Source organism: Brevundimonas sp. M1A4_2e (assembly GCF_053345555.1).
In genome coordinates this window covers 35,815-59,033 of sequence record NZ_JBKFAI010000004.1, presented here as the reverse complement: position 1 = coordinate 59,033, position 23,219 = coordinate 35,815, and the positions used below count along the sequence as shown (strand labels likewise).

Annotated in this window: 34 protein-coding genes, 1 tRNA gene and 1 pseudogene; 26 read left to right on the top strand and 10 right to left on the bottom strand. The window is 65.7% G+C overall.

Going from position 1 to position 23,219, the window contains the following annotated elements; genetic code table 11:
- The first annotated feature begins 9 nt into the window (after positions 1-9).
- The 13 genes from ACLBV5_RS09620 to ACLBV5_RS09560 all read left to right on the top strand — a co-directional run bounded on the left by ACLBV5_RS09620 (position 10) and on the right by ACLBV5_RS09560 (position 5,283).
- Positions 10-297 carry a phage fiber-tail adaptor protein gene (locus tag ACLBV5_RS09620; protein WP_447605522.1) on the top strand — a complete coding sequence of 96 codons (288 nt, stop codon included), beginning with the start codon at positions 10-12 and terminating at the stop codon, positions 295-297.
- Entirely contained in the window at positions 297-752 is a 456-nt protein-coding gene (locus ACLBV5_RS09615; protein WP_447605521.1) for a hypothetical protein, read from the top strand. Before ACLBV5_RS09620 ends, ACLBV5_RS09615 begins: the two co-directional genes overlap by 1 nt.
- Positions 749-1,150, top strand: coding sequence for a hypothetical protein (locus ACLBV5_RS09610; protein ID WP_447605520.1), 402 nt, complete (start codon positions 749-751; stop codon positions 1,148-1,150). The genes ACLBV5_RS09615 and ACLBV5_RS09610 overlap by 4 nt, the downstream gene beginning before the upstream one ends.
- 3 nt (positions 1,151-1,153) lie before the next feature.
- Positions 1,154-1,405: a hypothetical protein gene (locus ACLBV5_RS09605; RefSeq protein WP_447605519.1), complete on the top strand. Its 252-nt coding sequence runs from the start codon at positions 1,154-1,156 to the stop codon at positions 1,403-1,405.
- A complete protein-coding gene (locus tag ACLBV5_RS09600; protein ID WP_447605518.1) occupies positions 1,402-1,695 on the top strand; it encodes a hypothetical protein in 294 nt (97 codons plus the stop codon). Before ACLBV5_RS09605 ends, ACLBV5_RS09600 begins: the two co-directional genes overlap by 4 nt.
- A 378-nt stretch (positions 1,696-2,073) precedes the next feature.
- Positions 2,074-2,310: a hypothetical protein gene (locus tag ACLBV5_RS09595; protein ID WP_447605517.1), complete on the top strand. Its 237-nt coding sequence runs from the start codon at positions 2,074-2,076 to the stop codon at positions 2,308-2,310.
- Positions 2,307-2,528 (top strand): hypothetical protein, encoded by a 222-nt coding sequence (locus ACLBV5_RS09590; protein ID WP_447605516.1) that lies wholly within the window; start codon positions 2,307-2,309, stop codon positions 2,526-2,528. The genes ACLBV5_RS09595 and ACLBV5_RS09590 overlap by 4 nt, the downstream gene beginning before the upstream one ends.
- Complete coding sequence (locus ACLBV5_RS09585; RefSeq protein WP_447605515.1) at positions 2,528-2,899, top strand: response regulator; 372 nt, start codon at positions 2,528-2,530, stop codon at positions 2,897-2,899. Before ACLBV5_RS09590 ends, ACLBV5_RS09585 begins: the two co-directional genes overlap by 1 nt.
- Complete coding sequence (locus ACLBV5_RS09580; RefSeq protein WP_447605514.1) at positions 2,899-3,369, top strand: hypothetical protein; 471 nt, start codon at positions 2,899-2,901, stop codon at positions 3,367-3,369. Before ACLBV5_RS09585 ends, ACLBV5_RS09580 begins: the two co-directional genes overlap by 1 nt.
- The gene (locus ACLBV5_RS09575) at positions 3,366-3,818 is read left to right on the top strand and encodes a hypothetical protein (protein WP_447605513.1); all 453 of its coding nucleotides are present in this window, start codon (positions 3,366-3,368) and stop codon (positions 3,816-3,818) included. Before ACLBV5_RS09580 ends, ACLBV5_RS09575 begins: the two co-directional genes overlap by 4 nt.
- Positions 3,815-4,027 (top strand): hypothetical protein, encoded by a 213-nt coding sequence (locus ACLBV5_RS09570; protein ID WP_447605512.1) that lies wholly within the window; start codon positions 3,815-3,817, stop codon positions 4,025-4,027. Before ACLBV5_RS09575 ends, ACLBV5_RS09570 begins: the two co-directional genes overlap by 4 nt.
- A 161-nt stretch (positions 4,028-4,188) precedes the next feature.
- Positions 4,189-4,602: a hypothetical protein gene (locus ACLBV5_RS09565; RefSeq protein WP_447605511.1), complete on the top strand. Its 414-nt coding sequence runs from the start codon at positions 4,189-4,191 to the stop codon at positions 4,600-4,602.
- Positions 4,603-4,782: 180 nt separating this feature from the next.
- Complete coding sequence (locus ACLBV5_RS09560) at positions 4,783-5,283, top strand: TIGR02594 family protein (RefSeq protein ID WP_447605510.1); 501 nt, start codon at positions 4,783-4,785, stop codon at positions 5,281-5,283.
- 351 nt (positions 5,284-5,634) lie between these two features.
- Here ACLBV5_RS09560 and ACLBV5_RS09555 read toward each other — a convergent pair whose 3' ends face one another.
- Positions 5,635-6,264 (bottom strand): hypothetical protein, encoded by a 630-nt coding sequence (locus ACLBV5_RS09555; protein ID WP_447605509.1) that lies wholly within the window; start codon positions 6,262-6,264, stop codon positions 5,635-5,637.
- Between the two features lie 60 nt (positions 6,265-6,324).
- Between ACLBV5_RS09555 and ACLBV5_RS09550 the strand changes: the two are divergent.
- The 5 genes and pseudogenes from ACLBV5_RS09550 to ACLBV5_RS09530 form a co-directional block, all read left to right on the top strand.
- Positions 6,325-6,732, top strand: a pseudogene (locus ACLBV5_RS09550) (DUF72 domain-containing protein); the annotation flags it as partial.
- 5 nt (positions 6,733-6,737) lie between these two features.
- Positions 6,738-7,808, top strand: a complete 1,071-nt coding sequence (locus ACLBV5_RS09545; RefSeq protein ID WP_447605508.1) for an NAD(P)-dependent alcohol dehydrogenase — start codon at positions 6,738-6,740, stop codon at positions 7,806-7,808.
- Between the two features lie 102 nt (positions 7,809-7,910).
- On the top strand, positions 7,911-8,636 hold the full coding sequence (phbB, locus tag ACLBV5_RS09540; protein WP_025977742.1) for an acetoacetyl-CoA reductase: 726 nt from the start codon (positions 7,911-7,913) through the stop codon (positions 8,634-8,636).
- A 48-nt stretch (positions 8,637-8,684) separates the two neighbouring features.
- Complete coding sequence (locus ACLBV5_RS09535) at positions 8,685-9,527, top strand: DUF4908 domain-containing protein (protein ID WP_447605507.1); 843 nt, start codon at positions 8,685-8,687, stop codon at positions 9,525-9,527.
- 53 nt (positions 9,528-9,580) lie between these two features.
- A complete protein-coding gene (locus ACLBV5_RS09530) occupies positions 9,581-10,603 on the top strand; it encodes an isopenicillin N synthase family dioxygenase (protein ID WP_447605506.1) in 1,023 nt (340 codons plus the stop codon).
- Between the two features lie 177 nt (positions 10,604-10,780).
- On the opposite strand, the gene ACLBV5_RS09525 is transcribed toward ACLBV5_RS09530, so the two are convergent.
- From ACLBV5_RS09525 to ACLBV5_RS09515, 3 genes are all read right to left on the bottom strand, one after another.
- Entirely contained in the window at positions 10,781-12,673 is a 1,893-nt protein-coding gene (locus ACLBV5_RS09525) for a pilus assembly protein TadG-related protein (RefSeq protein WP_447605505.1), read from the bottom strand.
- Positions 12,674-12,849: 176 nt separating this feature from the next.
- Positions 12,850-13,557 (bottom strand): monofunctional biosynthetic peptidoglycan transglycosylase, encoded by a 708-nt coding sequence (gene mtgA / locus ACLBV5_RS09520; RefSeq protein ID WP_447605504.1) that lies wholly within the window; start codon positions 13,555-13,557, stop codon positions 12,850-12,852.
- Positions 13,558-13,597: 40 nt separating this feature from the next.
- Positions 13,598-14,563, bottom strand: a complete 966-nt coding sequence (locus ACLBV5_RS09515; protein ID WP_025977747.1) for a WD40 repeat domain-containing protein — start codon at positions 14,561-14,563, stop codon at positions 13,598-13,600.
- A gap of 86 nt (positions 14,564-14,649) precedes the next feature.
- Between ACLBV5_RS09515 and ACLBV5_RS09510 the strand changes: the two genes are divergently transcribed.
- Positions 14,650-15,342: an alpha/beta fold hydrolase gene (locus ACLBV5_RS09510; protein WP_447605503.1), complete on the top strand. Its 693-nt coding sequence runs from the start codon at positions 14,650-14,652 to the stop codon at positions 15,340-15,342.
- A gap of 8 nt (positions 15,343-15,350) precedes the next feature.
- Here the strand turns inward: ACLBV5_RS09510 and ACLBV5_RS09505 are convergent, their stop codons facing one another.
- The 6 genes from ACLBV5_RS09505 to ACLBV5_RS09480 form a co-directional block, all read right to left on the bottom strand.
- Complete coding sequence (locus tag ACLBV5_RS09505) at positions 15,351-15,668, bottom strand: type II toxin-antitoxin system RelE/ParE family toxin (protein WP_447605502.1); 318 nt, start codon at positions 15,666-15,668, stop codon at positions 15,351-15,353.
- Positions 15,665-15,904, bottom strand: a complete 240-nt coding sequence (locus ACLBV5_RS09500; RefSeq protein WP_025977750.1) for a type II toxin-antitoxin system ParD family antitoxin — start codon at positions 15,902-15,904, stop codon at positions 15,665-15,667. Before ACLBV5_RS09500 ends, ACLBV5_RS09505 begins: the two co-directional genes overlap by 4 nt.
- A gap of 58 nt (positions 15,905-15,962) precedes the next feature.
- Positions 15,963-16,175 (bottom strand): DUF2093 domain-containing protein, encoded by a 213-nt coding sequence (locus ACLBV5_RS09495; protein ID WP_025977751.1) that lies wholly within the window; start codon positions 16,173-16,175, stop codon positions 15,963-15,965.
- Positions 16,172-17,266, bottom strand: a complete 1,095-nt coding sequence (locus ACLBV5_RS09490) for a CobW family GTP-binding protein (protein ID WP_447605501.1) — start codon at positions 17,264-17,266, stop codon at positions 16,172-16,174. Before ACLBV5_RS09490 ends, ACLBV5_RS09495 begins: the two co-directional genes overlap by 4 nt.
- Positions 17,267-17,450: 184 nt before the next feature.
- Positions 17,451-18,401, bottom strand: a complete 951-nt coding sequence (locus tag ACLBV5_RS09485) for a cation diffusion facilitator family transporter (RefSeq protein ID WP_447605500.1) — start codon at positions 18,399-18,401, stop codon at positions 17,451-17,453.
- Positions 18,402-18,492: 91 nt separating this feature from the next.
- Complete coding sequence (locus ACLBV5_RS09480; RefSeq protein ID WP_191743602.1) at positions 18,493-19,161, bottom strand: hypothetical protein; 669 nt, start codon at positions 19,159-19,161, stop codon at positions 18,493-18,495.
- A 294-nt stretch (positions 19,162-19,455) separates the two neighbouring features.
- Here ACLBV5_RS09480 and rplU point away from each other — a divergent pair, with 294 nt between their 5' ends.
- From rplU to ACLBV5_RS09445, 7 genes are all read left to right on the top strand, one after another.
- Complete coding sequence (rplU, locus tag ACLBV5_RS09475; protein ID WP_025977755.1) at positions 19,456-19,944, top strand: 50S ribosomal protein L21; 489 nt, start codon at positions 19,456-19,458, stop codon at positions 19,942-19,944.
- 96 nt (positions 19,945-20,040) lie between these two features.
- The gene (gene rpmA, locus ACLBV5_RS09470) at positions 20,041-20,325 is read left to right on the top strand and encodes a 50S ribosomal protein L27 (protein ID WP_134581630.1); all 285 of its coding nucleotides are present in this window, start codon (positions 20,041-20,043) and stop codon (positions 20,323-20,325) included.
- 177 nt (positions 20,326-20,502) lie between these two features.
- Positions 20,503-21,036 (top strand): GNAT family N-acetyltransferase, encoded by a 534-nt coding sequence (locus ACLBV5_RS09465; RefSeq protein WP_447605499.1) that lies wholly within the window; start codon positions 20,503-20,505, stop codon positions 21,034-21,036.
- Between the two features lie 124 nt (positions 21,037-21,160).
- Positions 21,161-21,247: transfer RNA gene (locus ACLBV5_RS09460), tRNA-Leu, on the top strand.
- Between the two features lie 174 nt (positions 21,248-21,421).
- Complete coding sequence (locus ACLBV5_RS09455; RefSeq protein ID WP_447605498.1) at positions 21,422-22,036, top strand: ribonuclease D; 615 nt, start codon at positions 21,422-21,424, stop codon at positions 22,034-22,036.
- A gap of 21 nt (positions 22,037-22,057) precedes the next feature.
- Positions 22,058-22,720: an LPS export ABC transporter periplasmic protein LptC gene (gene lptC, locus ACLBV5_RS09450; RefSeq protein WP_025977759.1), complete on the top strand. Its 663-nt coding sequence runs from the start codon at positions 22,058-22,060 to the stop codon at positions 22,718-22,720.
- Positions 22,717-23,214, top strand: a complete 498-nt coding sequence (locus tag ACLBV5_RS09445; protein WP_024354496.1) for an LptA/OstA family protein — start codon at positions 22,717-22,719, stop codon at positions 23,212-23,214. The genes lptC and ACLBV5_RS09445 overlap by 4 nt, the downstream gene beginning before the upstream one ends.
- Positions 23,215-23,219 lie beyond the last annotated feature (5 nt).

Below are 23,219 nucleotides of genomic sequence, written 5' to 3'. Positions count from 1 at the left end.
AAATATCGAATGGCTGACCACACTTTCCCTCCAAAAGACCCCGCCGAGAAACTTCCCTATTCCTTCGATTGGGCGCGGGAGTTGAAGCAAGTCGCCGACACCATCGCGGGCAACGCTCGCGTGACCTCCAGCGACCCGGCTCTGACTGTCGCGGCGATCCAGACCGTGGGTTCGGAGGTTCGCTTCATCCTATCCGGCGGGATCGTGGGCGCGACCTACACGGTCCAATGTGAGATCGACACGACCAAGGGCTACGTCTTCAACCGTGCGGCCGAAATCTCGGTTGAGGATCGGTAATGACCACCTCGGCCAAAGCCCCGGCGCAAACTCTCGATGTCCAACTCGCCGTCCTGAACACCAAGCTGGACGGGATCAAGGACACTCTCGATGTCCGCCTGACGAACATGGACACGCGGATCAACGACAACGCGGCGGCTATCAAACAAGTGGAGCGCCACTCGGACGCGGCGGTGATCGCCCAAGGCGAGGCCATGACCAAGGCGCTCGAAAAGAAAACCGATCAGCGCCAATCCGAAGAACGCTACAGCGGGATCAACGAGCGGATCGGCAAGATCGAGAGCCACATGAAGTGGGTTGTCTATCTAATCGTTGGCGCGGTCATCACCGCCGTTCTGGCCATGGTCGTGATCAAGCCTGACCGACCGACCAACCCGACCGCTCAGTTGACGGTCCCGGCTATCGTCCAGCAACACGCGCCCGTTCAGAACCATCCCCCGGAGGCTTCGAAGTGATCGGCTTCCTAACTAACCGCTACGTCCTCGCGGGCGCTGCGATCCTTGTGATCATCGGCTCCGGCGTCTGGTGGATGAAGAGCCACGATGAAGCGATCCGCGCGACCGTGGTGGCCGAGTATCAGCCGAAGATCGACCAGCTTGAAGAGAGCGTCGCTAAGGCAGAGGGCAACCTTCGCTTCGAGCGTGAACAAGCGGCCAAGAACAGCCGTGCGGCTCAGAGCTTCGCCACCGAACGGACGGTGATTTACCGTCAGGTTGAAGCGGCCGATCAGACGATCCAGCGCGAGATCGCCACGGGCGTTCTCCCGAACCCGGCGATCAGTCCGGTGAAGGTGGCGACCATCGACGCCATCGAAGCGATGGAACGCGAGAGGCTTTCGGCCGAGGATAAGTAAGGGATGACCGGAAAAATCACCCGTATCGTCTACCGCGTGGCCTTCGAAGGCGACAAAGCCACCGTCCGCGACGCGATCAATTGGCTCTTCGACAATTGCTCCGAGGATTTCGAGATCGAGCGCGTCAGGGTGGACGAAGAGTTCGACGCCATCCCTGCGATCTCGCTTTGCGACCGCGACACCACTGACATGGCGATCCTGTTCTACGGCGACCGTGACATGGTTCTCTTCAAGACGTTCTGGAACGACCGATGATCCGCGCCATCCTCTTCGCCACCATCGCCCTGACCCTCGCCGGGTGTGGAACGACCCGCACTGTCACCGAGACGGTCTACGTCCCCGTGACCATCGACCAGTCGTTCTTCGACCCGGCTCTGTGTCCATGGCCGAAGAAGGCCGACTACATCGTCCAAGGGACCGAGAGCGAGGTCGCCAGCTATGATCTGGCCGCATACGCGAGCTACCGTTGCGAACGCGCTGGCCGTCTGGGCGCCGGGCAGCGCCAGCGCGAGATCATCCGCGACGTCGAGAAACGCTCCGACTGATTTTCGGCAAATATGGTTGCGGGATTCCGCGCCTATGAGAAACTTCATTTGTAGTCAGGGCCGCAAGATACGGGGTCGTCGCTAGGCCAGCGGCGCACCCACGGCGGAACGGTCCTGATCAACGGCCGAATAGACAATTTATTTTCGAAGCAACGATGGCTCGCGAGTATTTCGCGGGGTCGATGAAACTCGCCCAAATCCGGGTCGAGTAGTTGCAAGGATTCAGGCTCAAGACCGTGAGGATTTGGCAAGCGCTCGCATCCGGCCAACCGGCCGAGGGCTTGTAATCCCTCATGTTTTCGGAGAGTCTAGGTCCATCGGAAACGGGCGTTGGAGACGCGATGAACTGAACATCTGAATGAAGGAGACCTTTCAACCATGACCAACCACGACCTCTCTTCAACTCTGGCGAAAACCATCGCCGAACACGGGCGCACCGACCGTCTCCCGTGGCATTTCCAAAGGGCGCTTGGCGTCCAGTCCACGATGAACCTTCACGCTGACCGTCAGACGGCGGTTTACGGTCTGATCATCGACGGCAAATTCGCCGAGGCGGTCACGCTTCTGATCCCGGCCGATGGCGAGCCGCGCGCTTTCGTCGGTGTTCCGGCATGAGCCGCTATCGCATCTCCGACTTCGGTCTCCCCGGCGCTGAAATCGTCCTCGAAATGGATGACCGGCTTCTCATGCTCAGCGACGCCCAAGGCATCTTCGCGCCGGAGGATCGGATCGTGGTCGAAGCTCAGATGGTGATGGAAGCCATGACGGCTTTCCACGAATGGCTGGGGTCGAATGTCATCGACACCATCACGTCGGAAAGGCTGGACGACTGATGCGCGTCCTGATCCTCGAAGACGAACCCCTGATCAGCATGGCCATGACCATCATCCTCGAAGAGGCTGGTCACCGTGTCACAACCGCCGAGACCGCCGAGGGCGCCGAAGCGATCAACCGGGTCGATCCCCATGATCTGGCGATCTGCGACTACAACCTCGGCAAAGGTCGCCGGGACGGTGTGGACGCGGCTCTGGCCATGACCCGCGACAATCCCAAGACCCGGATCATCTTCCAATCCGCCTACAGGGATCAGGTCAGCCTTGGCCGGATGGTCGCGGCCATGCCGGAAGCGATCCTCTCCAAACCGTTGAACGAAGCCAAGCTCTTGCGAGCGGTCGTCGGCCACCCTCTGTCGGAGGTCGCGTGATGCAAGTTTCCGATCTCGCTCTGGCTCGCGTCTACGATGCGACTGGCCACGACTTCCCCGTGGACGCCGCGTTCATCGCGGATAAGACGAAGCTGTCCCGACGATATGCCAGCGCCGTGTTGGCCACTCTGGTTGAGAAAGGTGTCTTGAAACGCGAAGGTCGCGACGCCCGGTGGCTCTACAGTCGCGTCAAGCCAAGCGACGCCGAACCGACCGTCTACGAATGCTACCTGATCGACCTGATCCACGGAGCCGGGGAACCCGACGTCATCATGGGGTTGGAGGAAACCTCCGAGGTTTGGGGGAAGGCCGTGGAGGCGAACGACGGCTCAGAGGGTGCTCAGACGAAAGTGTGGGTCGGCTATGCCCGCATGTTCATCGCCCAAGCCCGCGCCGCGACCAGCCAACAAGAGGCTGACGAACTCGCCGAGGGGCTGGCCGAAACGATCATGATGGTGGCCGACCAATGACCCATCGTGTCCCATGGTCTGACGACGACCTCCGCGACCTCAAGAGCCTTCTGGCCGAAGACAAATCCTACGCCGAGATCGCGGCGATCTTCACCCAAGCCGCTGGTCGGCCGATCACCAAGGCGTCGATCAAGAGCGCGGCCCGGCGGTTGCGCGAACGTGAACGCGAGGCGACCGAGGGCTTGGACGAAACGATTGTTGTGGAGATGACGACACCGATCTCTGACCGGGAGGCCGTCCAGTCATTGGCCGCTCGGCCCGATTGGGAGGACACCCGCGACGGCTGCGATCTCTGGTCGATCCGCGTCTACGATGTCGATCAAGCGTGGAAGTGGATGGCTCTTCAGCCGATCAAGTTCACCTTCGCCACGGCGTTCCGAGAGGTCACCGATTGGTCGAAGAACCCTTCCGGCGACACGATCAGTTCCGTGGAGTTCGATCCACGATGACCGAGATCATCCCGGTTGATCGTCTGGCCATCGCCATCGCCAAGAGCCGGTCGTGGAGGGGCGTCGCCCGCTACCTCTACCTCCGGCCCTCGGCGAGGGTCCGCAATACCTTGATCGAGGCGGCTGACCGCCACGGTCTGGACCACTCTCACTTCACCACCAGCCACAACGCCGGGACGACGACACGCGGCCTGATCATCGGAGACTGACCATGTGCGAACGGACAACCGTCGAAGACATCATGAAGGCCATGGCTGACGAAGTTCAGCGTCGGGAGAGCGAGCGTCGGTCGATGATCGCCAAGGAAGCGTGGAAGAAGCGCAAGGCTAAGCCGAAGCCACCGGCTCCAGCGAAAGGGGATAACTAAGCCATGAAGAGAATGATCATCCCGGCGCTGGTCGCCATGTCGTTGGCCGGTGCGGCTCAGGCTCAAGAACGTCCCTATGAACAGTCGGCTCAGTGTCTGGCCGAGATCGGCATGTTGACCAATGATCGTCTGGATTTCGGCGATCCTGACATGGTGGATCGCGCCAAACGTAAGGGCGACGCTCTCTATGCGGCCTTCCAAAGGATCATCGACGCGAGAGCCAGAACCGACGAACTTCACGTCGAGTTCGTGGAGAGCCTTCGTCGGCAAGAGGCGGAAGGGACAAGCCCGCGAGGCGCGGCCGAGGTCACCGCCGCTCAGTTTCAGCGGGAGCGCGCCGTGGACGATGCGGAAGACCAGATGCTGGTGAACCAGACACCGAACTGTCGCTGGCCGTCAGCGCCGACCGAACACTGACGCGACTGTATCGGGAGCCTTGCTCGCGTCAGGTCTGAGCCGGGTCGCTCCCGACCGTTTTGGCTCAGAATAAATATCCCCGGTGGATCGTTGGCGCGATCCAGTCGGACCATCGGACGTGACGGGTGACCTTTGCCCCGGCTTTCCCGGTGGTCCGCGCCTGACTTTCCTAAATATGGGATGGTCAGCCTCCCATGGATTAACACCGCCCGCTCTCTGATCGGCACCCGCGAGATTCCGGGTCCGAAATCCAACCCCACGATCCTCGCATGGGCGAAGGCCCTCGGCCGCAAGGTTGGGATCGCTTTCACAGACGACGACACCCCTTGGTGTGGTCTTTACATCGGTCATGTCATGAGCGTGAACGGCTACACGCCGCCCGACATTCTGGTCAGGGCGTCGGAGTGGTCCAAATTCGGCGTTGCCGTCCCTGTCGGCCTGACGCCCTTCGGAGCCATCGCCGTGTTTACCCGGAAAGGTGGAGGCCATGTCGGCTTCATCGTCGGTCAGGATGCGACCACGCTCCACATTCTCGGCGGCAACCAGTCGAACGCGGTGAACGTGACCCGGATCGCCAAGGATCGTCTGAGCGCCGTCCGCTGGCCAGCCGGGGTCGCTATGCCGAAGACCAGCGTCGCGAACTCGGTCTTCAACGGTCAGATCAGCACGAACGAAGCCTGATCATATGTCGATGGTTTCGTTCGGTCCCGGCGCATAGGCGCGAAGCCGCATCCTCCCGCCGCAATGTAGCGCGGGACACTTCGCGCTCTTTCCCCACGGACTGAAATCCCGGCCGCGTTCTCGGATGATCTTTTGAGCGTCGGCGTAGGTCGCAAATCGGCATCGGCTACAATGAAACGTCAGGCTCCAGCCTCTGCGGTCCATGTCATGGATCGTCGGGGCGTAGCCATGCCAGTTCTCGCGCGTCCACATGCGGTAGCGAGGGTTGTGACCCACAAGGAAACTCTGAACCAGACGCCACGACCCGTGGCTCTGATAATCGATTCGCCAGCCGGGCGTTCCACTTTTGTTCTACTTTCCACAACAAGGGCAGACGGGCGCCGGGGGCTTCCAAGCGATCCCGTTGATGATGTTGCTGACCATGGCCTGACTGATCCCAAACTCGGTGGCCAGATGGGCATAGGAAGCTCCAGAGAGACGCTTCGCTCGAAGATCGTCGGCTCTGGTCTGGTTCATCTTGTTGGACCGGCGGTTCTTGTTCTGCTCCGACCGCGCAATCCAGAGACAGTTCGCCGGGTTGTAGCCGACGTCGTTGTCTCGACGCTCAAGGCTCAGATGGTCCGCGTAGCCATTCGCTTCCGACCATGCCTTGAAGTTCTCGAAGACCAGCCAGTCAGGATCGGGTTTGATCCCGCGTCCACCATAGTTCTCGAAATGAGCGTGGGTCGGCTTGGTCGTCCGACTGATCATGTTCGTCCAGACGGAATAGAGGCGCGTCTTCGATTTCGCGTTGGGGTCAGACCGCGCGCACCCGCAGCTTTTAGCGAACGGGAACGTGGTGACGTTCATCTCTTTCGTCGCCCCGCAATCACATTCGCAGATCGCGAATGTGTAGGACCGCTTGGGGTTTGGGGACGGTTTTTGAAAGGTGGAACGGATCGTGAGTTTGCCGCTTCGGCGGCCGGTGTAGGTGGAGGTCATCCCTTATTTATTCAGGGAAGTTCACCCTCCGATGGTGGTTGATTAATAGTCAGGCATGTCATGGGAACCAAGACATTCCAGCCTGAGGACTTCGAGGGCTTTCTGAAGCTGTTGCCGAAGGAGAAGGACGGGGTGCGGCTGCGTCACGCGCTGGAGGTGCGCAATCCGACCTTCGCCACCGAGCAGTTCTATGATCTGGCGCGCAAATATGGGGCGGCCATCGTCTACGCCGACGAAGAGCCGACCTGGCCGCAGATCGACGAGGCGACGGCGGACTTTACCTACGCCCGGCTGATGTCCAGCCGCGAGGACGAACCGACGGGCATGACCTCGGGCGAGTTGGACGCCGTGGCCAAACAGGCGCGCGGCTGGGCCGGGCGGGGGGACGTCTTCGCCTACTTCATTTCGGGGGCCAAGGTGCGGAACCCCGCGGCGGCCCAGGCGCTGATCGCCAAGTTGAAGGACTGAATCCCATGCCCATTCCCACACGCGCCTTCGCCGCCACCGCCGCCGACCAGCCGCTGAGCCCCTATAGCTTCGAACGGCGCGATCCGGGGCCGGACGACGTGGCGATCGAGATCAAATACTGCGGCGTCTGCCACTCGGACCTGCATGTGGTGAAGAACGACATGGGCGGGACGCGCTATCCCATCGTGCCGGGCCACGAGATCGCCGGGGTGGTGACGGCGGTGGGCGCGAACGTCACGCGCTTCAAGGAAGGCGACCGCGTCGGCGTCGGCTGCATGGTCGACAGCTGCCGCACCTGTTCGGCCTGCCGCGAGGGGCTGGAGCAGTATTGCGAACCGGGCATGACCCAGACCTACGGCTCGCGCGATCCGAAGGGCGCAGGCGTCGGCCAGACGATCACCCAGGGCGGCTATTCCGATCGCATCACCGTGGACCAGGCCTTTGTGCTGAAGATCCCTGACAGCCTGCCGCTGGATGCGGCGGCGCCGCTGTTGTGCGCCGGGGTGACCACCTGGTCGCCGCTGAAGACCTGGGGCGTGGGACCGGGGTCGAAGGTGGCGGTGATCGGCCTGGGCGGGCTGGGCCATATGGCGGTCAAACTGGCCGCCGCCCTGGGCGCCGAAGTGACGGTGCTGTCGACCTCGGACCGCAAGAAGGCCGACGCCGAGCGGATGGGCGCCCGGCATTTCCTGATCAACTCGGACGCCGACGCCATGAAGGCGGCGGCCGAGCAGTTCGACCTGATCATCAACACCGTCTCGGCCACGCATGAGATCGCCAGCCACGTCAATCTGCTGGCGCGCGACGGGACCATGGTCATGCTGGGGCTGACGACGGAGGGGCTGCCGGTCTTCGCCATGCCCCTGCTGTGGCGGCGCCGCCGCATCGCCGGCTCGCTGATCGGCGGAATCGGCGAGACGCAGGAGATGCTCGACTTCTGCGGCGAACACGGGATCGTGTGCGATATTGAAGTGATCGCCCCCGACCAGATCAACGAGGCTTATGAACGGATGGAGCGGTCGGACGTGCGCTATCGCTTCGTCATCGACATGGGCCGCCTGGCCGCGACGGCGTAACCCTGTCTTCTCGTTCGACGCGCGCCGCGCTAAGGCTGGCGTCCAAGGGAGGCGGACGGCGTCGCGCCCGCGACGGCCGCCGCACAGGATCAGGGAGACGTCATGACGCGTACCGCATTCGTCACCGGGGGCACCCGGGGCATCGGCAAGGCGATCGTTCAGCGACTGAAGGAAGACGGGCTGCAGGTCGCGGCCGGCTATTCCGGCAACACCGAGGCCGCAGAGGCCACCGCCCGCGAGCTGGGCGTCATGGTGGTGAAGGGCAACGTCGGCTCGTTCGAGGACTGCGAACGGGCGGTCAAGGAAGTGGAGGACCGCTTCGGCCCCATCGACGTGCTGGTCAACAACGCCGGCATCACCCGCGACGGCTTCTTCCACAAGATGAGCGCCGATCAGTGGTCCGACGTGATCCGCGTCAATATGGACAGCGTGTTCAACATGACGCGCCAAGTGATCAACGGCATGCGCGACCGGGGCTTCGGCCGCATCGTCAATATCTCCTCGATCAACGGGCAGAAGGGCCAGATCGGCCAGACCAACTATTCCGCCGCCAAGGCCGGGATGATCGGTTTCACCAAGGCGCTGGCGCTGGAAAACGCGCGCAAGGGCGTGACCGTCAACTGCATCGCGCCGGGCTATATCGACACCGAAATGGTGGGGGCGATGGACCAGAAGGTGCTGGACGCCATCGTGGCCCAGATTCCCGTCGGCCGCCTGGGCAAGGGCGAGGAGATCGCCGACATGGTGTCGTGGCTGTCGGGCGAGCGTGCCGGATATGTCACAGGGTGCACCCTGTCGCTCAACGGCGGGCAGTACCTGGTTGGATAAGCTGCGTTCGCCCAAAATCCGCCGTGCGGGCATATCACCTCTGAAGGCATGAGGTCTGCGGTCCAAGCCGTGGCGGAGAAGCCGCCTGTCGTCCTCGCGACGCCTCGTGTCGCGGGGAGCGTCTGCGCGCGCTCCTGGCGCCGTAGCGGGGCCACGGCCGGGCTGGCCGTCATCCTGGCCTGCGGCATGGCGCCGGGCGAAGCCGAGGCCCAGCTGCGCTCCAACGCCCAGGCCGAGCAAAGCCGGGCCATCCGCGACCAGTCGGTCATCCGCACCACCCCGCCGCCCGGACGCTATGTCTCCGAATCGGGGCAGGCCTTTGTGCTGGATCAGGCAGGGTCGCTGACCCTCCTGCGGTTCGAGCGTTCGACGGAGACCTGGGCCCTGCGCCCGTCCTCGGCGCCGCGCGGCGACACCATCTATCGCAACGACGCCGGCGATCAGGTGCTGCGCGTCACCGCCGGCGGCGGCATCACCGTCTATACGACGCGCGCGCCGGGCGGCTCGCCGGTGTCGCTGGCCGGGCCGCCGGTCAGCCTGGCCCCGCCCTCGCTGGGGCCGGTGCAGATGTTCAACCTGATGGCGCGCCGCAGCGGCCTGGTGTCCGAGGCCATGGGTCGGCTGGTCCGCATCAATGTGGACGGCCAGGAGTCCGAGGCCCTATGCATCGAGGCCCTGATCGTCACCACCGACGCCGTGGTGCGCATCGCCCGTTCGCCCAGCGCCCGCCCCTTCCTGGAGCGGCTGCGCAGCATCACCGTCGTCGAAGGGCAGCGGTCGTCGGTGACCTATTCCGGCGGCGACCTGCGCGTGGTGGTCGATCCGCGCCGGGGCATCGCCGGGCGGCCGTCCTCGGCCCGCGTCATCCGGGCCGTGATCCCGCAGGACTGACCTGGGACCAAAGGCCCAACCTCGCCATCTGCCCTTTCGCCTCCATTGGGCGTATGAGGGCGGCCATACTCACCATCACAGAGGCTGATTTCACAGTGACCTCTCCCCTCACCGCCGTCTCCGCCGAGGACCAGGCCAAGACCCGCGCCATCGTCCCGGTGTCGATGAAGGCCTATGACGCCGACTTCCAGGCCTTCTCGGACGCCCTGGGCGCCTCCTTTTCCCGCTACGGCTTCGCGGTCATCGCCGACCATGGCCTGGATCAGGGGCTGATCGACGCCGCCGTCAACGACGCCAAGGCCTTCTTCGCCCTGCCCGAAGACGTGAAGCGCCAGTATCATCAGCCCGGCGCCGGCGGCGCGCGCGGCCTGACCCCCTTCGGCGTCGAGGCGGCCAAGGGCGCCAAGGCGGTCGACCTGAAAGAGTTCTGGCACACCGGCCGCGAACTGCCCGCCGACCATCCCTATCGCCAATACATGCGCGACAACGTCTGGCCGACCGAGATCGAAGGCTTCCGCCAGCACGTCTATGGCCTGTACGAAGGTCTGGACGAACTGGGCCGCCGCATCCTGAAGGCCATCGCCCGCTATCTGAAGCTGGACGACGCCTATTTCGAGGACAAGGTCCAGCTGGGCAACAGCGTGCTGCGTCTGCTGCACTATCCGCCGATCCCGGCCGACGCCGAGGGCGTGCGCGCGGGCGCCCATGAGGACATCAACGTCATCACCCTGCTGCTGGGCGCCGAAGAGGCCGGGCTGCAGCTGAAGGACTCCGACGGCGAGTGGCTGGACATCGCGCCGCCGCCGGGCGCCCTGGTGGTCAACATCGGCGACATGCTGCAGCGGCTGGTCAACCACGTCCTGCCGTCGACGACGCACCGCGTGGTCAATCCGGCGCCCGAGCGTCGCGGCTTCGCCCGCTATTCGACGCCCTTCTTCCTGCACTTCAACCCGGACTTCCCGATCGAGACCCTGCCGTCGACGGTCACCCCGGAAAACCCGGACCGCTATGTCGGCAAGACTATCCTGGCCGAGGACTTCCTGACCGAGCGGCTCAAGGAAATCCGCCTGATCTGATTGGGGGAGGCGCGGGTATGACCGAGGTTTTTCCTCCCCATGCCCATGGGGAGGGGGACCGCGAAGCGGTGGAGGGGCGTCGCGACAGCCGAACCCAGCGGCCCCTCCGTCTCGGTCGCTGACGCGCCCGATCCACCTCCCTATTGCATGGGGAGGAGAAATCCGCCCCGCCCCGCCTTAGCGGGCGATGCGCAGGCGGGTGATGTCGCGGCCGATGGCGCGGAAGGCTTCCTTCAGATCGGCGCCGCTGTTGGCTTCGAAGAAGTGGGTTTGCTCACTGGTGGCGCACTGGCGCATCACGTCCAGAGCGCTGTCGACCACATTGGGCTTGCCGGTGTCGCTGCCCAGGTCGAAGCCGACCGTATAGACGACCACCCCCCTGGCCTGCATGGCCCGGCACAACTCGACCGACTGAATGAAGGGGTCGCCGTTGGAGGAGTTCAGGTTGATGTGGGTGTTCAGGCCGCCGCTGCCTGATCCCGCGTCCAGAGCGATGACGCCGTCCCGGAAGGGGGTGTTGAACTCGCCGTCGGTCATCAGGATGGCCACCTTCAGCGTCTCCGAAGGCGCGTATTCGCCGGGCTTGCCCGCCCCGTCGAACAGGGAGGCGAAGTTGGGCGACAGCATGTACCAGGCCCACCCGATGCCGATCTGGCCCGCCGTCGAGCCGCTTTTGCGCAACTGGTCGATCTTGGCCTTCAGGGTGGTGGCGCTGGCCGTCAGCGGGGTGATGGCGGCGCTGGGGCAGGCGTTGTCCGAGCCCAGATAGCTGCGGCCGACATAGGCGGTGGACGGCCGCGCCTCTGTATAGCGTTCGACGCCGACGCGCTCGCTGACGCAGGTGCTGGAGGGCAGCACGTTGATGTAGCCGTCCGCCGTGGAGAAAACGCGCCATTCGGCGCCGTCGCGCCCGTTCATCAGCTGACCGCCGCCGGAATAGGAGACGCCGCCCTTTGAGGTCTGGGCCAGACCCAGGCTGCGCGTCGAATTCAGAATCAGTTGCGATCCGCTGACGCTCGCGACGCGGAACCCCGCCTCGTTCAACTGGGCCAGGCCGCCCATGCTGGTCAGGCGGACATGGTCGTTCACCGAAAGGCCGTGACCGCCGACCGTGACCGTCAGGCCGCAGTCGCTGCGCACGCATTTGGCGACATAGGCCGATTTCGTCGTGCTGGTGGACGAGCCCTGATAACTGGAGGCTGCGCCGGACGCCGACAGCGTCCTGAGCTGGAACTGGTTGTTGGAGATCCTCGCCACCTCATAGGGAACGCCGTTCAGAGCGGGGATGTCCTGGACGTTCCACAGCACCACCCGGTCGCCGGTGGCGAAGCCGTGGCCGTTGGAGGTGATCGTCGTCGGCGAGGCCCGCGAAATGTTCGAGATGGTGCGCACCGTCCCGCTCACCCACGTCGCGGCCGTGACGGAACGGGTCGTGCTGTCCAGCGGCCCGCGCGCCTGCGCCGCCAGCGATCCGACGTTCACACCCGCAGCATAGGGGACCAGCGCCACCTTGGAGTAGAAGGGCGTCTGCTGATCCTGGACCACGATGTCGATCAGATCCTTGGCCGCCGCCTGCAGGTCCTGGAGCTTGGACGTCGGCGGGCAGTTGCGCGTGCAGTTGTCCATCGACCCGGTGATGTCCAGCGCCATCGCCACCTCGACGTTGCGCGAGGCGCGCAGGACTTCGGAGCGGCTGCCGACCGGCAGGTGGTCGTCCAGCAGCTTGCCGTAGGGCGGCAGGAAGATGTTGGCGACCAGCACCTTCACATTGACGCGCGCCTCGCCGGTGACGCGGTTGTTGGCCAGGACAAAGGTCGCGGTGTCGTCAGAGCCCGCCTGAAAATAGCGCGGCATATTGGCCTTCAGCGCGGCCATGCCGACCCGGTTGATATTGACGTTGTCGCTGTAGACCGAACGGGCGGCGGCCAGGGCGGCGGCGTCCAGCGCGTCCTGAAGCTCCGCCTTCACCTTGGAGGCCTGGTGCAGGTCGACGGCGCCCAGGGTGATCATCATCAGGATCGGCAGGGCGATGGCGAACATCAGGGCGACATTGCCCTGGGTCTGGCGCATCAGGCGGCGGACGAAGAGGCGAAGGCCTCGTCCTGCTCGTTTCAGACCGTGTTTCACCGTGAAATCCCGCCGTGTCGCGCGCGGACGCACCGGCCCGCAGTCGATCCCAGCATGACGCGGGTGCGTTAAGGCTTGGCCCCAAGTTCACGGTTAACGGCGGGTTGCCGCGGCTGGCGTCAGCGGCGGTCGACGCAGGCGTCCAGACCCTGCTGCCGCACCGTGCCCATGGCCGCCTGGATGCGCGCGGCGCGGCGGCGGACGTAGGGGCCGGAGTTGGCCGCCTTGTAGCGGCGCGGGCTGGGCAGGATGGCGGCCAGGCGGGCGGCCTCGCTGGCGGTCAGCTTGTCGGCGCTCTTGTTGAACCAGTGGCGCGAGGCGGCCTCGGCGCCATAGACGCCCGGCGCCCATTCGGCGACGTTCAGATACATCTCCATGATCCGCCGCTTGCCCCAGCCGATCTCGATCAGGCCGGTGTAGCCCGCCTCCAGGCCCTTACGGACCCAGTCGCGGCCGGGCCACAGGAAGACGTTCTTGGCGGTCTGCTGGCTGATGGTCGAAGCGCCGCGCCTCTTGTCCGAGCCGCGCTGTTCGGCGCGTTCGTTGGCCTCCATCGCCTTCTGGATGGCCTCGACGTCGAAGCCGTGGTGCTGGCAGAAACGGGCGTCCTCGGCGGCGATCACCGCCTCGACCAGACGCGGAGAGATCCGGTCCAGCGAGCGCCAGCGATAGTCCATGCCGTGCCCGGCGGCCGCCTGCTTGACCATCAGGATCGTCGCCAGCGGCGGCAGAAAGCGATGCACCGCCACCCCGGCCAGCGGGAACAGGGCCAGGATCAGCAACAGGGTCAGAAGCGGGCGGCGCTTGCGGTGTTTCGCGCGGGTCATGCCGTCATCCTGACTCAGCCAAGCTTCAGCGCAAGGCCGATCAGAGCGAGGCCACGCCCGCGTGGCCGTCCTCGTCCGCCCAGGCGATGCGGGCGGCGCCGGAACTCATGGCCAGGGCGGTGATGGGGGCGCCCTTGTCCTGCTTGACGAACTGAAGGCCGCGCCCGGCCGGATCGGCCCACCAGACGCGCCCGTCTTCCAGCCCCGCCGCCAGACGGCCGTGGGCGGGGGCGGCGGCGACCTGGGCGATCAGGGTCGTCTCGTCATAGCCGATCTCGGTCGCCTCGCGGCCCATCGGCCCGTTGGCGCCGACGAAGGGCCACAGCACCACCCCTTGCGCGCCCGAGGTGGCCAGCAGCTGCCCCTTGGCCAGGAAGGCGAAGCTCTTGATCTTGGACGGATAGCCGCCCATCCGCATGTTCTTCTGATCCTTCAGACGCCAACCGTGCAGTTGGTTGTCCTGCATCGCCGTGACGACGAAGGCGCCGTCGGTGGAGAAGCCGACCGCCAGGTGCGACCCGGCCCAGGCCAGCTTGGTCGGCTGCTGCTGCTCGATGCGGGCGTACCACAGCCAGGCGCCGCCATAGGTCGAGGCGGCGATACGGCGGCCCTTGGGGTCGAAGGCCACGCCCGAGACGGTGCGCTCGTGCTGGAACGCGCGGCGGAAAGCCACGTCCTTGCTGTCCAGCACGCTCAGCGTCCGGCCCGACGAGAAGGCGATCAGGCCGGACTCGGCCGAGGCGGCGACGGCGTCGATCCATTGGCCCTTGGTCTGGGCCAGCAGCACGGCCTCGCCCTCGCGGCTCCACACCAGCTTGCCGTCGTCGCCGCCGGTGACGATCCCCTCGCCCGAGGGGTGGACGCAGGCGCACAGGACGGCGCCGTCATGGACCTCGCTGCGGGCGCCGCTCTCGAACCGCACCGAGCCGTCGCCCAGGGCGAAGATCGCGCCGGTCTTGTCGAACAGGGCGGCGGTGACCTGGGCGTCGAAGGAGAAGGTCGTCATGGCGGCTCACGAAAAGCGAGAAAAGTCAGACCGGCCTCATAGCGTCCTGCGTCGCGTCTGTCGCGTGGCGGGTCTATGAGGATGGCATGACCCTGCTGCTCATTCCCGGCTTCATGGCCGATGCGACCCTGTGGGACGCCATGACGGACGACCTGGCCCCGTTCGGCCCGCTGGTCGCCACCGACCTCAGCCGGGGCGAGGATATCGAGAGCATGGCCGCCGCCATCCTGGCCGATGCGCCCGAGCGGTTCGTCGCCGTGGGCTTCTCCATGGGCGGCTATGTGGCGCGGGAGCTGGCGCGGATCGCGCCGGAGCGGGTCGAGGCCCTGATCCTGATCGCCACCTCGGCGCGCGGGGATACCGAAGAGCTGATCCGCCAGCGGCGCTCGGCCCTGAAGGCGCCGCCGAGGGCCTTCAAGGGGTTGAGCCGCCCGGCCATCGTCTCGTCCCTGCACCCTGATCTGGCGAACGACGAGGCGATGATCGCGCGGGTGCGCGACATGGGCTTGCGGCTGGGCGGCGAGGTGTTTCACCGCCAGTCGGCGATGGCGCGGGCGGGCGATCTGGAGCGGCTGGGCGAGATTGCTCAGCCGACGCTGATCGTGGCGGGGGATACTGATCGGCTGCGCAGCCGCGAGGAGGCGGAGGAACTGCGGCGGGGGATTTCCGGCTCGACGTTGGAGACCGTGACGCACAGCGGCCACATGATCCCGCTGGAACAGCCGAAGGCGCTGGCGCGGGTGATGACCGAGTGGCTGGCGGAACGATTGGCGTCCTAAGCCTGACTTTACGCTCGCATCCAGACCGGCAGGTCGCGCTCGCCATGCAGAACGCGCCACAGGTCGATGTGGTCTTCGCGTTCTACATAGAACAGCAGATAGGGATAATCGCGGACCCGCCAGCAGCGCAGTGCCGGCAAATCAAGCTCATGAGCATATCGAAGCGAACCGGAGGCCGGATGCCGCGCGACGTGGTTCAGAGCCTGTTCAAGCGCATCAACGAAAGCGCTGGCGACGACATCGCCCGCTGCCTCGAGATAGTATTCCAACGCCTCTTCGATATCGTGTGCGGCCTGTTCGCGCGGAATGACAGCCTTGGTCTTCACGCCGGGCGACGGCTGGCGATACGCGCTCTCAGGCTTTCGAAATAGGCTCCATCGGCCGGCCCGGTCGGGCCGGATTCAGCGCCGACTAACAACAGACTACGCAGCTTCTGCCGATCCCCGTCTTTGCGGATCAGATCACGGACATACTCGCTCGAGGAGCCATAACCTCGCTCCGCGACCTGTTCGTCGACGAAGGCCTTCATCGGATCGGGCAGCGAGATATTCATCGTGCTCATGCGGGGAGCCTACGCTGATGGCAAAAAATGGCAAGCGCGGCGGTGCGCCCGAAATAGCCTACGACTTCTGCGTCTCGACCCAGCGCTTCGTCATCAGTTCGCCGGACGCATAGGCCTCCTGAAGCTCGACGCTCCAGTAGTTGAGGGCCTCCAGCGGGATCGGCGCGCCCGAGACGGCGCAGCGGACGTGGTCGCCGTGCTGCACGATCTCGAACTCGGGCGTGCCGTAGATCAGCTTGGCTTCTGCGCGCGGGCGGGGCGGCGGGTTCATGCCGCGCAGGCCTCGAACCCGGCCTTGAGTTCGGCCTCGTTCAGGTCGCGGCCGATGAAGACGGCGCGGCTCCAGCGGCGCTCCTTCTCGCCCCAGGGCTGCTGAAGGTCGCCTTCCAGGATCATGTGCACGGCCTGGAAGACCAGACGGCGGTCCTCGCCCTGAACGTCGATGATGCCCTTGGCGCGCAGGATGTTCTGCCCCTGCTCGCCAAGCAGACGGTCGAGCCAGGCGGTGAATTTGGCGCCGTTCAGCGGACGGTCCAGCGTCAAGGAAACGCCCTTGATGTCGTCCTCGTGGGCGTGGCCGCGCGGGCCGTGCGCGTGATCGTGGTCATGGTCATGACCGCAATGCTCGTCGTGGACATGGTCCTCGGCATGGTCATGCCCGTGGCCGCAGTGTTCGTCGTGGACGTGGCCCTCGGCGCCGTGGGGCGGGTTCACGAAGTCCGGCTTGACCTCGAGGATGCGGTCCAGGTCGAAGGCGTGCAGGCCCAGCACCTGGTCCAGCGGCACGTTCGAGCGCTCGGCGCGGACGATGGGGGCCAGGGGGTTGAGCGCGCGCAGACGGGTCTCGACGGCGGCCAGTTGGGCCTCGTCCACCAGGTCGATCTTGTTCAGGATGATGCGGTCGGCGAAGGCGACCTGCTCGCGCGCCTCTTTAGAATCGTCCAGACGCGCCATGACGTGTTTGGCGTCGACCAGGGCGGTCACGCTGTCCAGCTGGGTCTTGGCCTTGACCTCGTCGTCGACGAAGAAGGTCTGGGCCACCGGGCCGGGGTCGGCCAGACCGGTGGTCTCGACGATGATGGCGTCGAAGGCCGGCTTGCCGGGACGCTGGCGCTTCATCAGGCCGTTGACCACGCGGATCAGGTCGCCGCGCACCGTGCAGCAGACGCAGCCGTTGTTCATCTCGAACACGTCCTCGTCGGCGCCGACCACCAGGTCGTTGTCGATGCCGACCTCGCCGAACTCATTGACGATGACGGCGTAGCGCTTGCCGTGGTCCTCGGTGAGGATGCGGTTCAGCAGGGTGGTCTTGCCGGCGCCGAGGTAGCCGGTGAGGACGGTCACGGGTGTCTTCTGGGTCATGGCTCGCTAGATGGCGCGTCGAAGGCGGAAATGGAAGACGTTCGACGCCCTCTCCTCCCCATGAAATGGGGAGGTGGATCGGCGGCGCAGCCGACGAGACGGAGGGGCCGCTTGGTTGCGCCGTCGCAAAGCCCCTCCACCGCTTCGCGGTCCCCCTCCCCATGACATGGGGAGGAAAGCAGGCTCAGCAGGCCGGACAATCGGGCAGGACGCCCGTTTCCAGTTGCAGCGTCGTGTGGCTGATGTCGAAGCGGCCGCGCGCCAGCCCTTGCGCCTCGGCCAGAAGGGCGTCGGGGTCCGGGCGGTCGTGGACCAGGTGGGCGGTCAGGGCGGCATCGGTAGTCGACAGGCCCCAGACGTGCAGGTCGTGCACCGCCGTCACCCCCGGCAGAGCCAGAAGCCCGCTGCGGATCTCGGCCACGTCCAGGCCGTTGGGCGCGGCGTCCAGCGCCAGGTTGACGGAGTCCTTCAGCAGACCCCAGGTGCCGATCATGATGACCGCGACGATGATCAGGCTGACCACGCCGTCGATCAGGGACCAGCCGGTGAACAGAATGACGACGCCGGCGATGACCACGCCCAGCGACACCCCGGCGTCCGCCATCATGTGCAGATAGGCGCCGCGCACGTTCAGGTCCTTGTGCTGGTCCTTCATGAACATCAGGGCGGTGCCCAGGTTGATGATGAAGCCGATCCCCGCCACGGCGATGATGACGCCCGAGGCGACCGGCGCCGGCTCGGCCAGACGGCGCACCGCCTCGAAGGCGATGGCCCCGCAGGCGAAGATCAGCAGCAGGGCGTTGCCCAGGGCCGCCAGCACCGTCGCCTTGCCGTAGCCGTAGGTGCGCCGGGCCCCTGCGGCGCGCCGGGCCAGCCAGGCCGCGCCGCCCGCCATGGCCAGGCCGAGGACGTCTGACAGGTTGTGCCCCGCATCCGCCATCAGGGCGGTAGAGTCGGCGATGAAGCCCGCCGTGAACTCGACAGCGACAAAGACCAGGTTGACGATCAGGCCGACGGCGTAGCGCCAGTCGCCGGTGTCGGTCGGGCCGTGATGATGGCCGCCGATGCCGTGGCCGTGGCCATGTGTATGGGCGTGGGAAGGACCGTCATGGTCGTGAGCATGATCGTGCGCCATGTCTCCTCCTCTAGGCCGGCGTCCGCGGCCCGGTCAATGCTCGCCAACCGCAAGTCATTGAATGTAAATATATAACCTATCAGACATCGGATCAGTGTTGATGCGTCAGCACCAGGAAGCCGATCAGGATCAGCGCCCCGCCCAGAATGGCGCCTTCATAGCGCGCCCACCGCTCCAGACGCAGGATGGAGTAGCCCGCCGTCGCCAGAGCCGCCAACAGGGTCATGCCCAGCACCGTCCCCGCCGCGAACACCAGCGTCAGAAGGCCTAGCGCCCAGAAGCCTTCGGTCGCCGAGGACAGATAGATGGGCAGAAGCACCTCGCCCGGGGTGACCGCCATCATCAGCACCAGCCCCAGGAAAGCCGCCCGATCAGATACGGCGGGTCCGGCCCCATCGCCCGCGTCCACCGCCGGGCCGCCGGCCGTCGCCGTACGCTTCAACGACGCCTTGGCCAGATAGAAGGCGCCGAACAGGAACAGCAGACCCGCCGACAGATGCGGCAGAAGCCCCTCCACCCAGCGGTTCAGCGCCAGACCCGCCGCCACGATCAGCGACCCGACCAGGGCCGTCGACGCGATGTGCGCCAGACCGGCCGTCACTACGGTCGTCATCACCCGCGCCACGCTCCAGCGCTGCGCCCGTCCGACCAGGACGAACGGCAGCCAGTGGGTCGGCAGGGCTGCGTGCAGGAAGGCCGCGACGAAGCCGCCGCCCAGAAGCGACAGCAGAACCGGCTCGGCGAGATCGGGAGAGGACATGGCCGCTCCCTTAGAGTGTTACCTTATAACAGTCGAGAAGAATCGGCGAAGAATCTTCGTCCGCGGCGCCACGTCGCGTCTTCTATATAGGGACCCAGGAGTCCCCCACGCGCTTGCATCGCCCGTGCATCAGGGCCACAGAGTCGGCTCGGAACCCGTTTCGGGCGGGTTTTGCCCCCTTGGGCGTCCGTTTCACGTTGACTCTTCCGTGACCATCCGTATATGTCGCCGCTCTTCGCCCGCAGGGTCTCCTGGCGGGCGCATCCATTTTTGCGTTCACGCTGAGGCTTCCTAATGTACGCGGTGATCAAGACCGGCGGAAAGCAGTACCGGGTTCAACCGGGCGATGTGATTGTTGTCGAGAAGATCGACGGCGACGCTGGCGCTGCCGTCAATTTCGGTGAAGTCCTCATGCTGGGCGGCGACAAGGGTGTTACGGTCGGCGCTCCGCTGATCGACGGCGCCGCTGTCGCAGCCACGCTGATCGAGACCCGCAAGGGCGAGAAGATCAAGATCTTCAAGAAGATCCGTCGTCAGGGCTATCGCCGCACGAACGGCCATCGCCAGATGGAATCGGTCCTGCGCATCACCGGCATCGAAGGCGCCGGCGAGAAGGCGAAGTGGGACGGCGCGGTCGACCTGATGACCAAGGCCGAGATCAACGCCCGCGCTCGCGGCCTGGCCCCGCGCGTCGAGGCTGTCGAAGCCGAAGCCCCGAAGGCCAAGAAGGCTCCGGCCAAGAAGGCCGCCAAGGCTGACGCCGCCGAAGGCGCCGAAGCCTAAGATTTTCACCGGCGCTGGATCAGCGCCTAGCAGAACAGATGGCGCGCTCAAGCAGCCCGAACGGGCGGTAGCGCACCAAGGAAGAGGAGCAGCAAGATGGCTCACAAGAAATCTGGCGGTTCGTCGCGTAACGGCCGCGACTCAGAGTCGAAACGCCTTGGCGTGAAGAAGTTCGGCGGCGAGCACGTGCTGGCCGGCAACATCCTCGTGCGTCAGCGCGGCACCAAGTTCCACCCGGGCACCAACGTCGGCCTGGGCCGCGACCACACCCTGTTCGCCACTGTGACCGGCGCCGTCCAGTTCACCACCAAACGTGGCGGCCGTTGTTACGTGTCGATTCTCCCGGCCAACGACGACGCCCAGGCGATGGCCGCCGAGTAACGCGAAGCCAGGACAGTATTTCCCCGGATCGCGTTGCTCTCGACAGCAGCCGATCCGGACCAAGGGAAAATATTCCGCGGGGAGTCTGGATCACCAGGCTCCCCGTTTGCGTTTCCCCGCCTCGAATGCCGCCCGAGCCCTCCAAGGAGGCGGCGCCGAAGACATCGAGGCCGAACCATGTGCGTGATCGAAACCTCTCCCGTCGTCGAGACGCGGCGCCTGCTGCTGCGCGCCCCCGGCGCCCAGGACGTGTCGCGGATCGCGGCCCTGGCCAACGACCACGACATCGCCCGCATGACCAAGCGGATGCCCCACCCCTTCGGCGTCGACCATGCCGAGGACTTCGTGCTGCAGGTGGCCTCCCAGGATCCGAAGAAGGCCAACACCTTCCTGATCGAGCACGAGGACCACGGCCCCGTGGGCGTCATCGGCATGTTCCACGACGCCGACGCCGTGCCGGAGACCGGCTATTGGATCGGACGCGAGTTCTGGGGCCGGGGTTATGCGACCGAGGCGCTGGAAGGCGCCCTGGTGTGGGCCTCGACACGGTGGCGGCGCCGCGCGCTGATGGCCGGCCACTTCGCCGATAACCCCGCCTCGGGCCGGGTGCTGGAAAAGGCGGGCTTCCTGTATACCGGCGAGACCCGTCCGGCCTTCAGCCGCGCGCGGGGCGAGAGCGCCGATACGCGGATGATGGTCTGGCTGGCCTGATAGTGCGCGGATTTCCCGGAGCTTTTGGTCAACGGCGCAGTTTTTTCACGAAACCGAAAAAAGCCTGTTGACCGCCCCGAGGCTCCCCCCTATTAGTCCGGCCCTCGGCGGGGCGACCCACCGGGCCCAGGTGGCGGAATTGGTAGACGCGCTGGCTTCAGGTGCCAGTGGCTTAACGGTCGTGGAAGTTCGAGTCTTCTCCTGGGCACCATTTCTCAAGCGGCGCTGTATCCGATAGGATGCGGCGCCGTTTGTCATTTCGGCCCTGATCTTCCCTCCCCGCGGCCGCGACGGCGAAGTCGAGCCCGAGTTCCGGCGCCTGTGTTCTGGCGGTGGCGCGCGGTTCGTCTATGTTGCGGCCTGAACGACGAACGAGTTTGCGCGCATGACGGTTTATTTCCACGAAGGCGACCTGCCCGACGGCCTGGACCTGGGCCCCGAGGTGGCGATCGATTCCGAGACGATGGGCCTGCGCTTCCGCCGCGATCCGCTGTGCGTGGTGCAGCTGTCGTCGGGCGACGGGAACGCCCACGTCGTGCGCCTGAACCGCCCGGTCTATGACTGCCCCAACCTGAAGCGGCTGCTGACCGATCCCAAGGTGCTGAAGATCTTCCACTTCGGCCGCTTCGACATCGGCATGTTCGAGCTGCACCTGGGCGTCGAGACGCGCCCGGTCTACTGCACCAAGATCGCGTCCAAGCTGGCGCGGACCTACACCGACCGCCACGGCCTGAAGGACGTGTCGCGCGAACTGGCGGGGATCGAGATGTCCAAGGCGCAGCAGAGCTCGGACTGGGGCTCGGCCGAACTGAGCCAGGCGCAGCTGGACTACGCCGCCTCGGACGTTCTTCACCTGCACGTCATCATGAACCGGCTGAACGAGATGCTGGTCCGCGAGGGCCGCATGGAGCTGGCCCAGGCCTGCTTCGACTTCCTGCCCATGCGTTCGCGCCTCGACCTGGCCGGTTGGGACGAGATCGACATCTTCGCCCACGCCTAAAGGATCGGACCCGAGACGCCGATGAGCGAGCCCGACGTCCAGGACGAGCAGAAGCGCGCCGACGAGGCGCGCGTCGCCCGCGCCGGCGAACGCTGGCGCACGCGCTCGCGACGGGTGAGGCTGTATCGGCGCGTGCTGCCGATCGTCATCGTGATGCTGGCGGGCGGCGCCCTGACCTGGACCGTGTTCCGCACCGTCATGTCCGGGGTCGAGCGCAAGGCCAGCGAAAGCCGCGAGATCCGGCTGGATAATCCGATGTTCCACGGCCAGGACGCGCAAGGGCGCTCCTTCGTGATCGGCGCCCAGGGCGCGGTGCGCGACCCGGCCACCGGCCATTTCCGCCTGGTCGGCCCCCTGCTGCGGCTGAACCTGGGGGCGCGCAAGACGACGGAGCTGAGCGCGGACGGCGGCACCTATATCGAGACCCAGCGCAAGGTCGTCATCGGCCCGAACGTGAAGATCTCGGACGGCGGCACCGGCTGGGAGCTGACCACGCCCGAAGCCGTGGTCGACACCGACACCGGGGTGGTCACCGGCGACAAGGGGGTGCAGGGTCGCGGCCCCCTTGGAAGCATCGATGCTTCGTCTTATGCGATCTATGATCAGGGCCAGAGGGTCGTCTTCAACGGCCAGGGCGAAAACAAGGTAACCGGGACGATCAATCCCGCCGGAGCCGACCGATGAAACTGTCCAAGTCCAAGCTGACGATCGCAGGCGCCGCCCTGCTGACCGCCCTGATGCTGCCCGCCGTTTCGGGGGCCCAGAACGCCAGCACCCGCGCCGACGCCAGCCGCCAGCCGGTCCAGTACGGCGCCGACAGCGGCGAGTATACGCCCGACGGCTTCTCGCTGCGCGGCCGGGCCGAGGTGACGCAGGGCGGCAACCGTCTGCGGGCCGACGCCATCCGGGGCTTTACGTCCAATGGCGACCTGAACCGCATCGAGGCCAGCGGCGGCGTCTACTTCGTCACCCCCGACCAGAGCATGAAGGGCGACCGCGCCGTCTACACCCTGAACGACGGCAACGTCGTGGTGACCGGCGACGTCATCCTGACCCAGGGCAAGAGCGTGCTGACCGGCAGCCGTCTGGTCTACAACGTCCGCACCGAGACGGCGCGCATCGAGGGCGGCGGCGGCAACGGCCGCGTCCAGGGCGTCTTCTACCCGCAAGGGAACTGAGGCGG

Bases quoted from the DNA above. Each gene is read 5' to 3' on its own strand.
- phbB (WP_025977742.1), top strand. From the start codon at position 7,911: ATGACGCGTACCGCATTCGTCACCGGGGGCACCCGGGGCATCGGCAAG.
- ACLBV5_RS09595 (WP_447605517.1), top strand. From the start codon at position 2,074: ATGACCAACCACGACCTCTCTTCAACTCTGGCGAAAACCATCGCCGAA.
- ACLBV5_RS09565 (WP_447605511.1), top strand. From the start codon at position 4,189: ATGAAGAGAATGATCATCCCGGCGCTGGTCGCCATGTCGTTGGCCGGT.
- ACLBV5_RS09545 (WP_447605508.1), top strand. From the start codon at position 6,738: ATGCCCATTCCCACACGCGCCTTCGCCGCCACCGCCGCCGACCAGCCG.
- ACLBV5_RS09455 (WP_447605498.1), top strand. From the start codon at position 21,422: ATGACGGTTTATTTCCACGAAGGCGACCTGCCCGACGGCCTGGACCTG.
- ACLBV5_RS09465 (WP_447605499.1), top strand. From the start codon at position 20,503: ATGTGCGTGATCGAAACCTCTCCCGTCGTCGAGACGCGGCGCCTGCTG.
- ACLBV5_RS09485 (WP_447605500.1), bottom strand. From the start codon at position 18,401: ATGGCGCACGATCATGCTCACGACCATGACGGTCCTTCCCACGCCCAT.
- ACLBV5_RS09495 (WP_025977751.1), bottom strand. From the start codon at position 16,175: ATGAACCCGCCGCCCCGCCCGCGCGCAGAAGCCAAGCTGATCTACGGC.
- ACLBV5_RS09560 (WP_447605510.1), top strand. From the start codon at position 4,783: ATGGTCAGCCTCCCATGGATTAACACCGCCCGCTCTCTGATCGGCACC.
- ACLBV5_RS09620 (WP_447605522.1), top strand. From the start codon at position 10: ATGGCTGACCACACTTTCCCTCCAAAAGACCCCGCCGAGAAACTTCCC.
- ACLBV5_RS09490 (WP_447605501.1), bottom strand. From the start codon at position 17,266: ATGACCCAGAAGACACCCGTGACCGTCCTCACCGGCTACCTCGGCGCC.
- ACLBV5_RS09605 (WP_447605519.1), top strand. From the start codon at position 1,154: ATGACCGGAAAAATCACCCGTATCGTCTACCGCGTGGCCTTCGAAGGC.
- ACLBV5_RS09500 (WP_025977750.1), bottom strand. From the start codon at position 15,904: ATGAGCACGATGAATATCTCGCTGCCCGATCCGATGAAGGCCTTCGTC.
- ACLBV5_RS09580 (WP_447605514.1), top strand. From the start codon at position 2,899: ATGCAAGTTTCCGATCTCGCTCTGGCTCGCGTCTACGATGCGACTGGC.
- ACLBV5_RS09525 (WP_447605505.1), bottom strand. From the start codon at position 12,673: ATGCGCCAGACCCAGGGCAATGTCGCCCTGATGTTCGCCATCGCCCTG.
- ACLBV5_RS09575 (WP_447605513.1), top strand. From the start codon at position 3,366: ATGACCCATCGTGTCCCATGGTCTGACGACGACCTCCGCGACCTCAAG.
- ACLBV5_RS09445 (WP_024354496.1), top strand. From the start codon at position 22,717: ATGAAACTGTCCAAGTCCAAGCTGACGATCGCAGGCGCCGCCCTGCTG.
- rpmA (WP_134581630.1), top strand. From the start codon at position 20,041: ATGGCTCACAAGAAATCTGGCGGTTCGTCGCGTAACGGCCGCGACTCA.
- ACLBV5_RS09600 (WP_447605518.1), top strand. From the start codon at position 1,402: ATGATCCGCGCCATCCTCTTCGCCACCATCGCCCTGACCCTCGCCGGG.
- ACLBV5_RS09515 (WP_025977747.1), bottom strand. From the start codon at position 14,563: ATGACGACCTTCTCCTTCGACGCCCAGGTCACCGCCGCCCTGTTCGAC.
- mtgA (WP_447605504.1), bottom strand. From the start codon at position 13,557: ATGACCCGCGCGAAACACCGCAAGCGCCGCCCGCTTCTGACCCTGTTG.
- ACLBV5_RS09480 (WP_191743602.1), bottom strand. From the start codon at position 19,161: ATGTCCTCTCCCGATCTCGCCGAGCCGGTTCTGCTGTCGCTTCTGGGC.
- ACLBV5_RS09615 (WP_447605521.1), top strand. From the start codon at position 297: ATGACCACCTCGGCCAAAGCCCCGGCGCAAACTCTCGATGTCCAACTC.
- ACLBV5_RS09555 (WP_447605509.1), bottom strand. From the start codon at position 6,264: ATGACCTCCACCTACACCGGCCGCCGAAGCGGCAAACTCACGATCCGT.
- ACLBV5_RS09590 (WP_447605516.1), top strand. From the start codon at position 2,307: ATGAGCCGCTATCGCATCTCCGACTTCGGTCTCCCCGGCGCTGAAATC.
- ACLBV5_RS09530 (WP_447605506.1), top strand. From the start codon at position 9,581: ATGAGGGCGGCCATACTCACCATCACAGAGGCTGATTTCACAGTGACC.
- ACLBV5_RS09510 (WP_447605503.1), top strand. From the start codon at position 14,650: ATGACCCTGCTGCTCATTCCCGGCTTCATGGCCGATGCGACCCTGTGG.
- ACLBV5_RS09585 (WP_447605515.1), top strand. From the start codon at position 2,528: ATGCGCGTCCTGATCCTCGAAGACGAACCCCTGATCAGCATGGCCATG.
- ACLBV5_RS09535 (WP_447605507.1), top strand. From the start codon at position 8,685: ATGAGGTCTGCGGTCCAAGCCGTGGCGGAGAAGCCGCCTGTCGTCCTC.
- lptC (WP_025977759.1), top strand. From the start codon at position 22,058: ATGAGCGAGCCCGACGTCCAGGACGAGCAGAAGCGCGCCGACGAGGCG.
- ACLBV5_RS09570 (WP_447605512.1), top strand. From the start codon at position 3,815: ATGACCGAGATCATCCCGGTTGATCGTCTGGCCATCGCCATCGCCAAG.
- rplU (WP_025977755.1), top strand. From the start codon at position 19,456: ATGTACGCGGTGATCAAGACCGGCGGAAAGCAGTACCGGGTTCAACCG.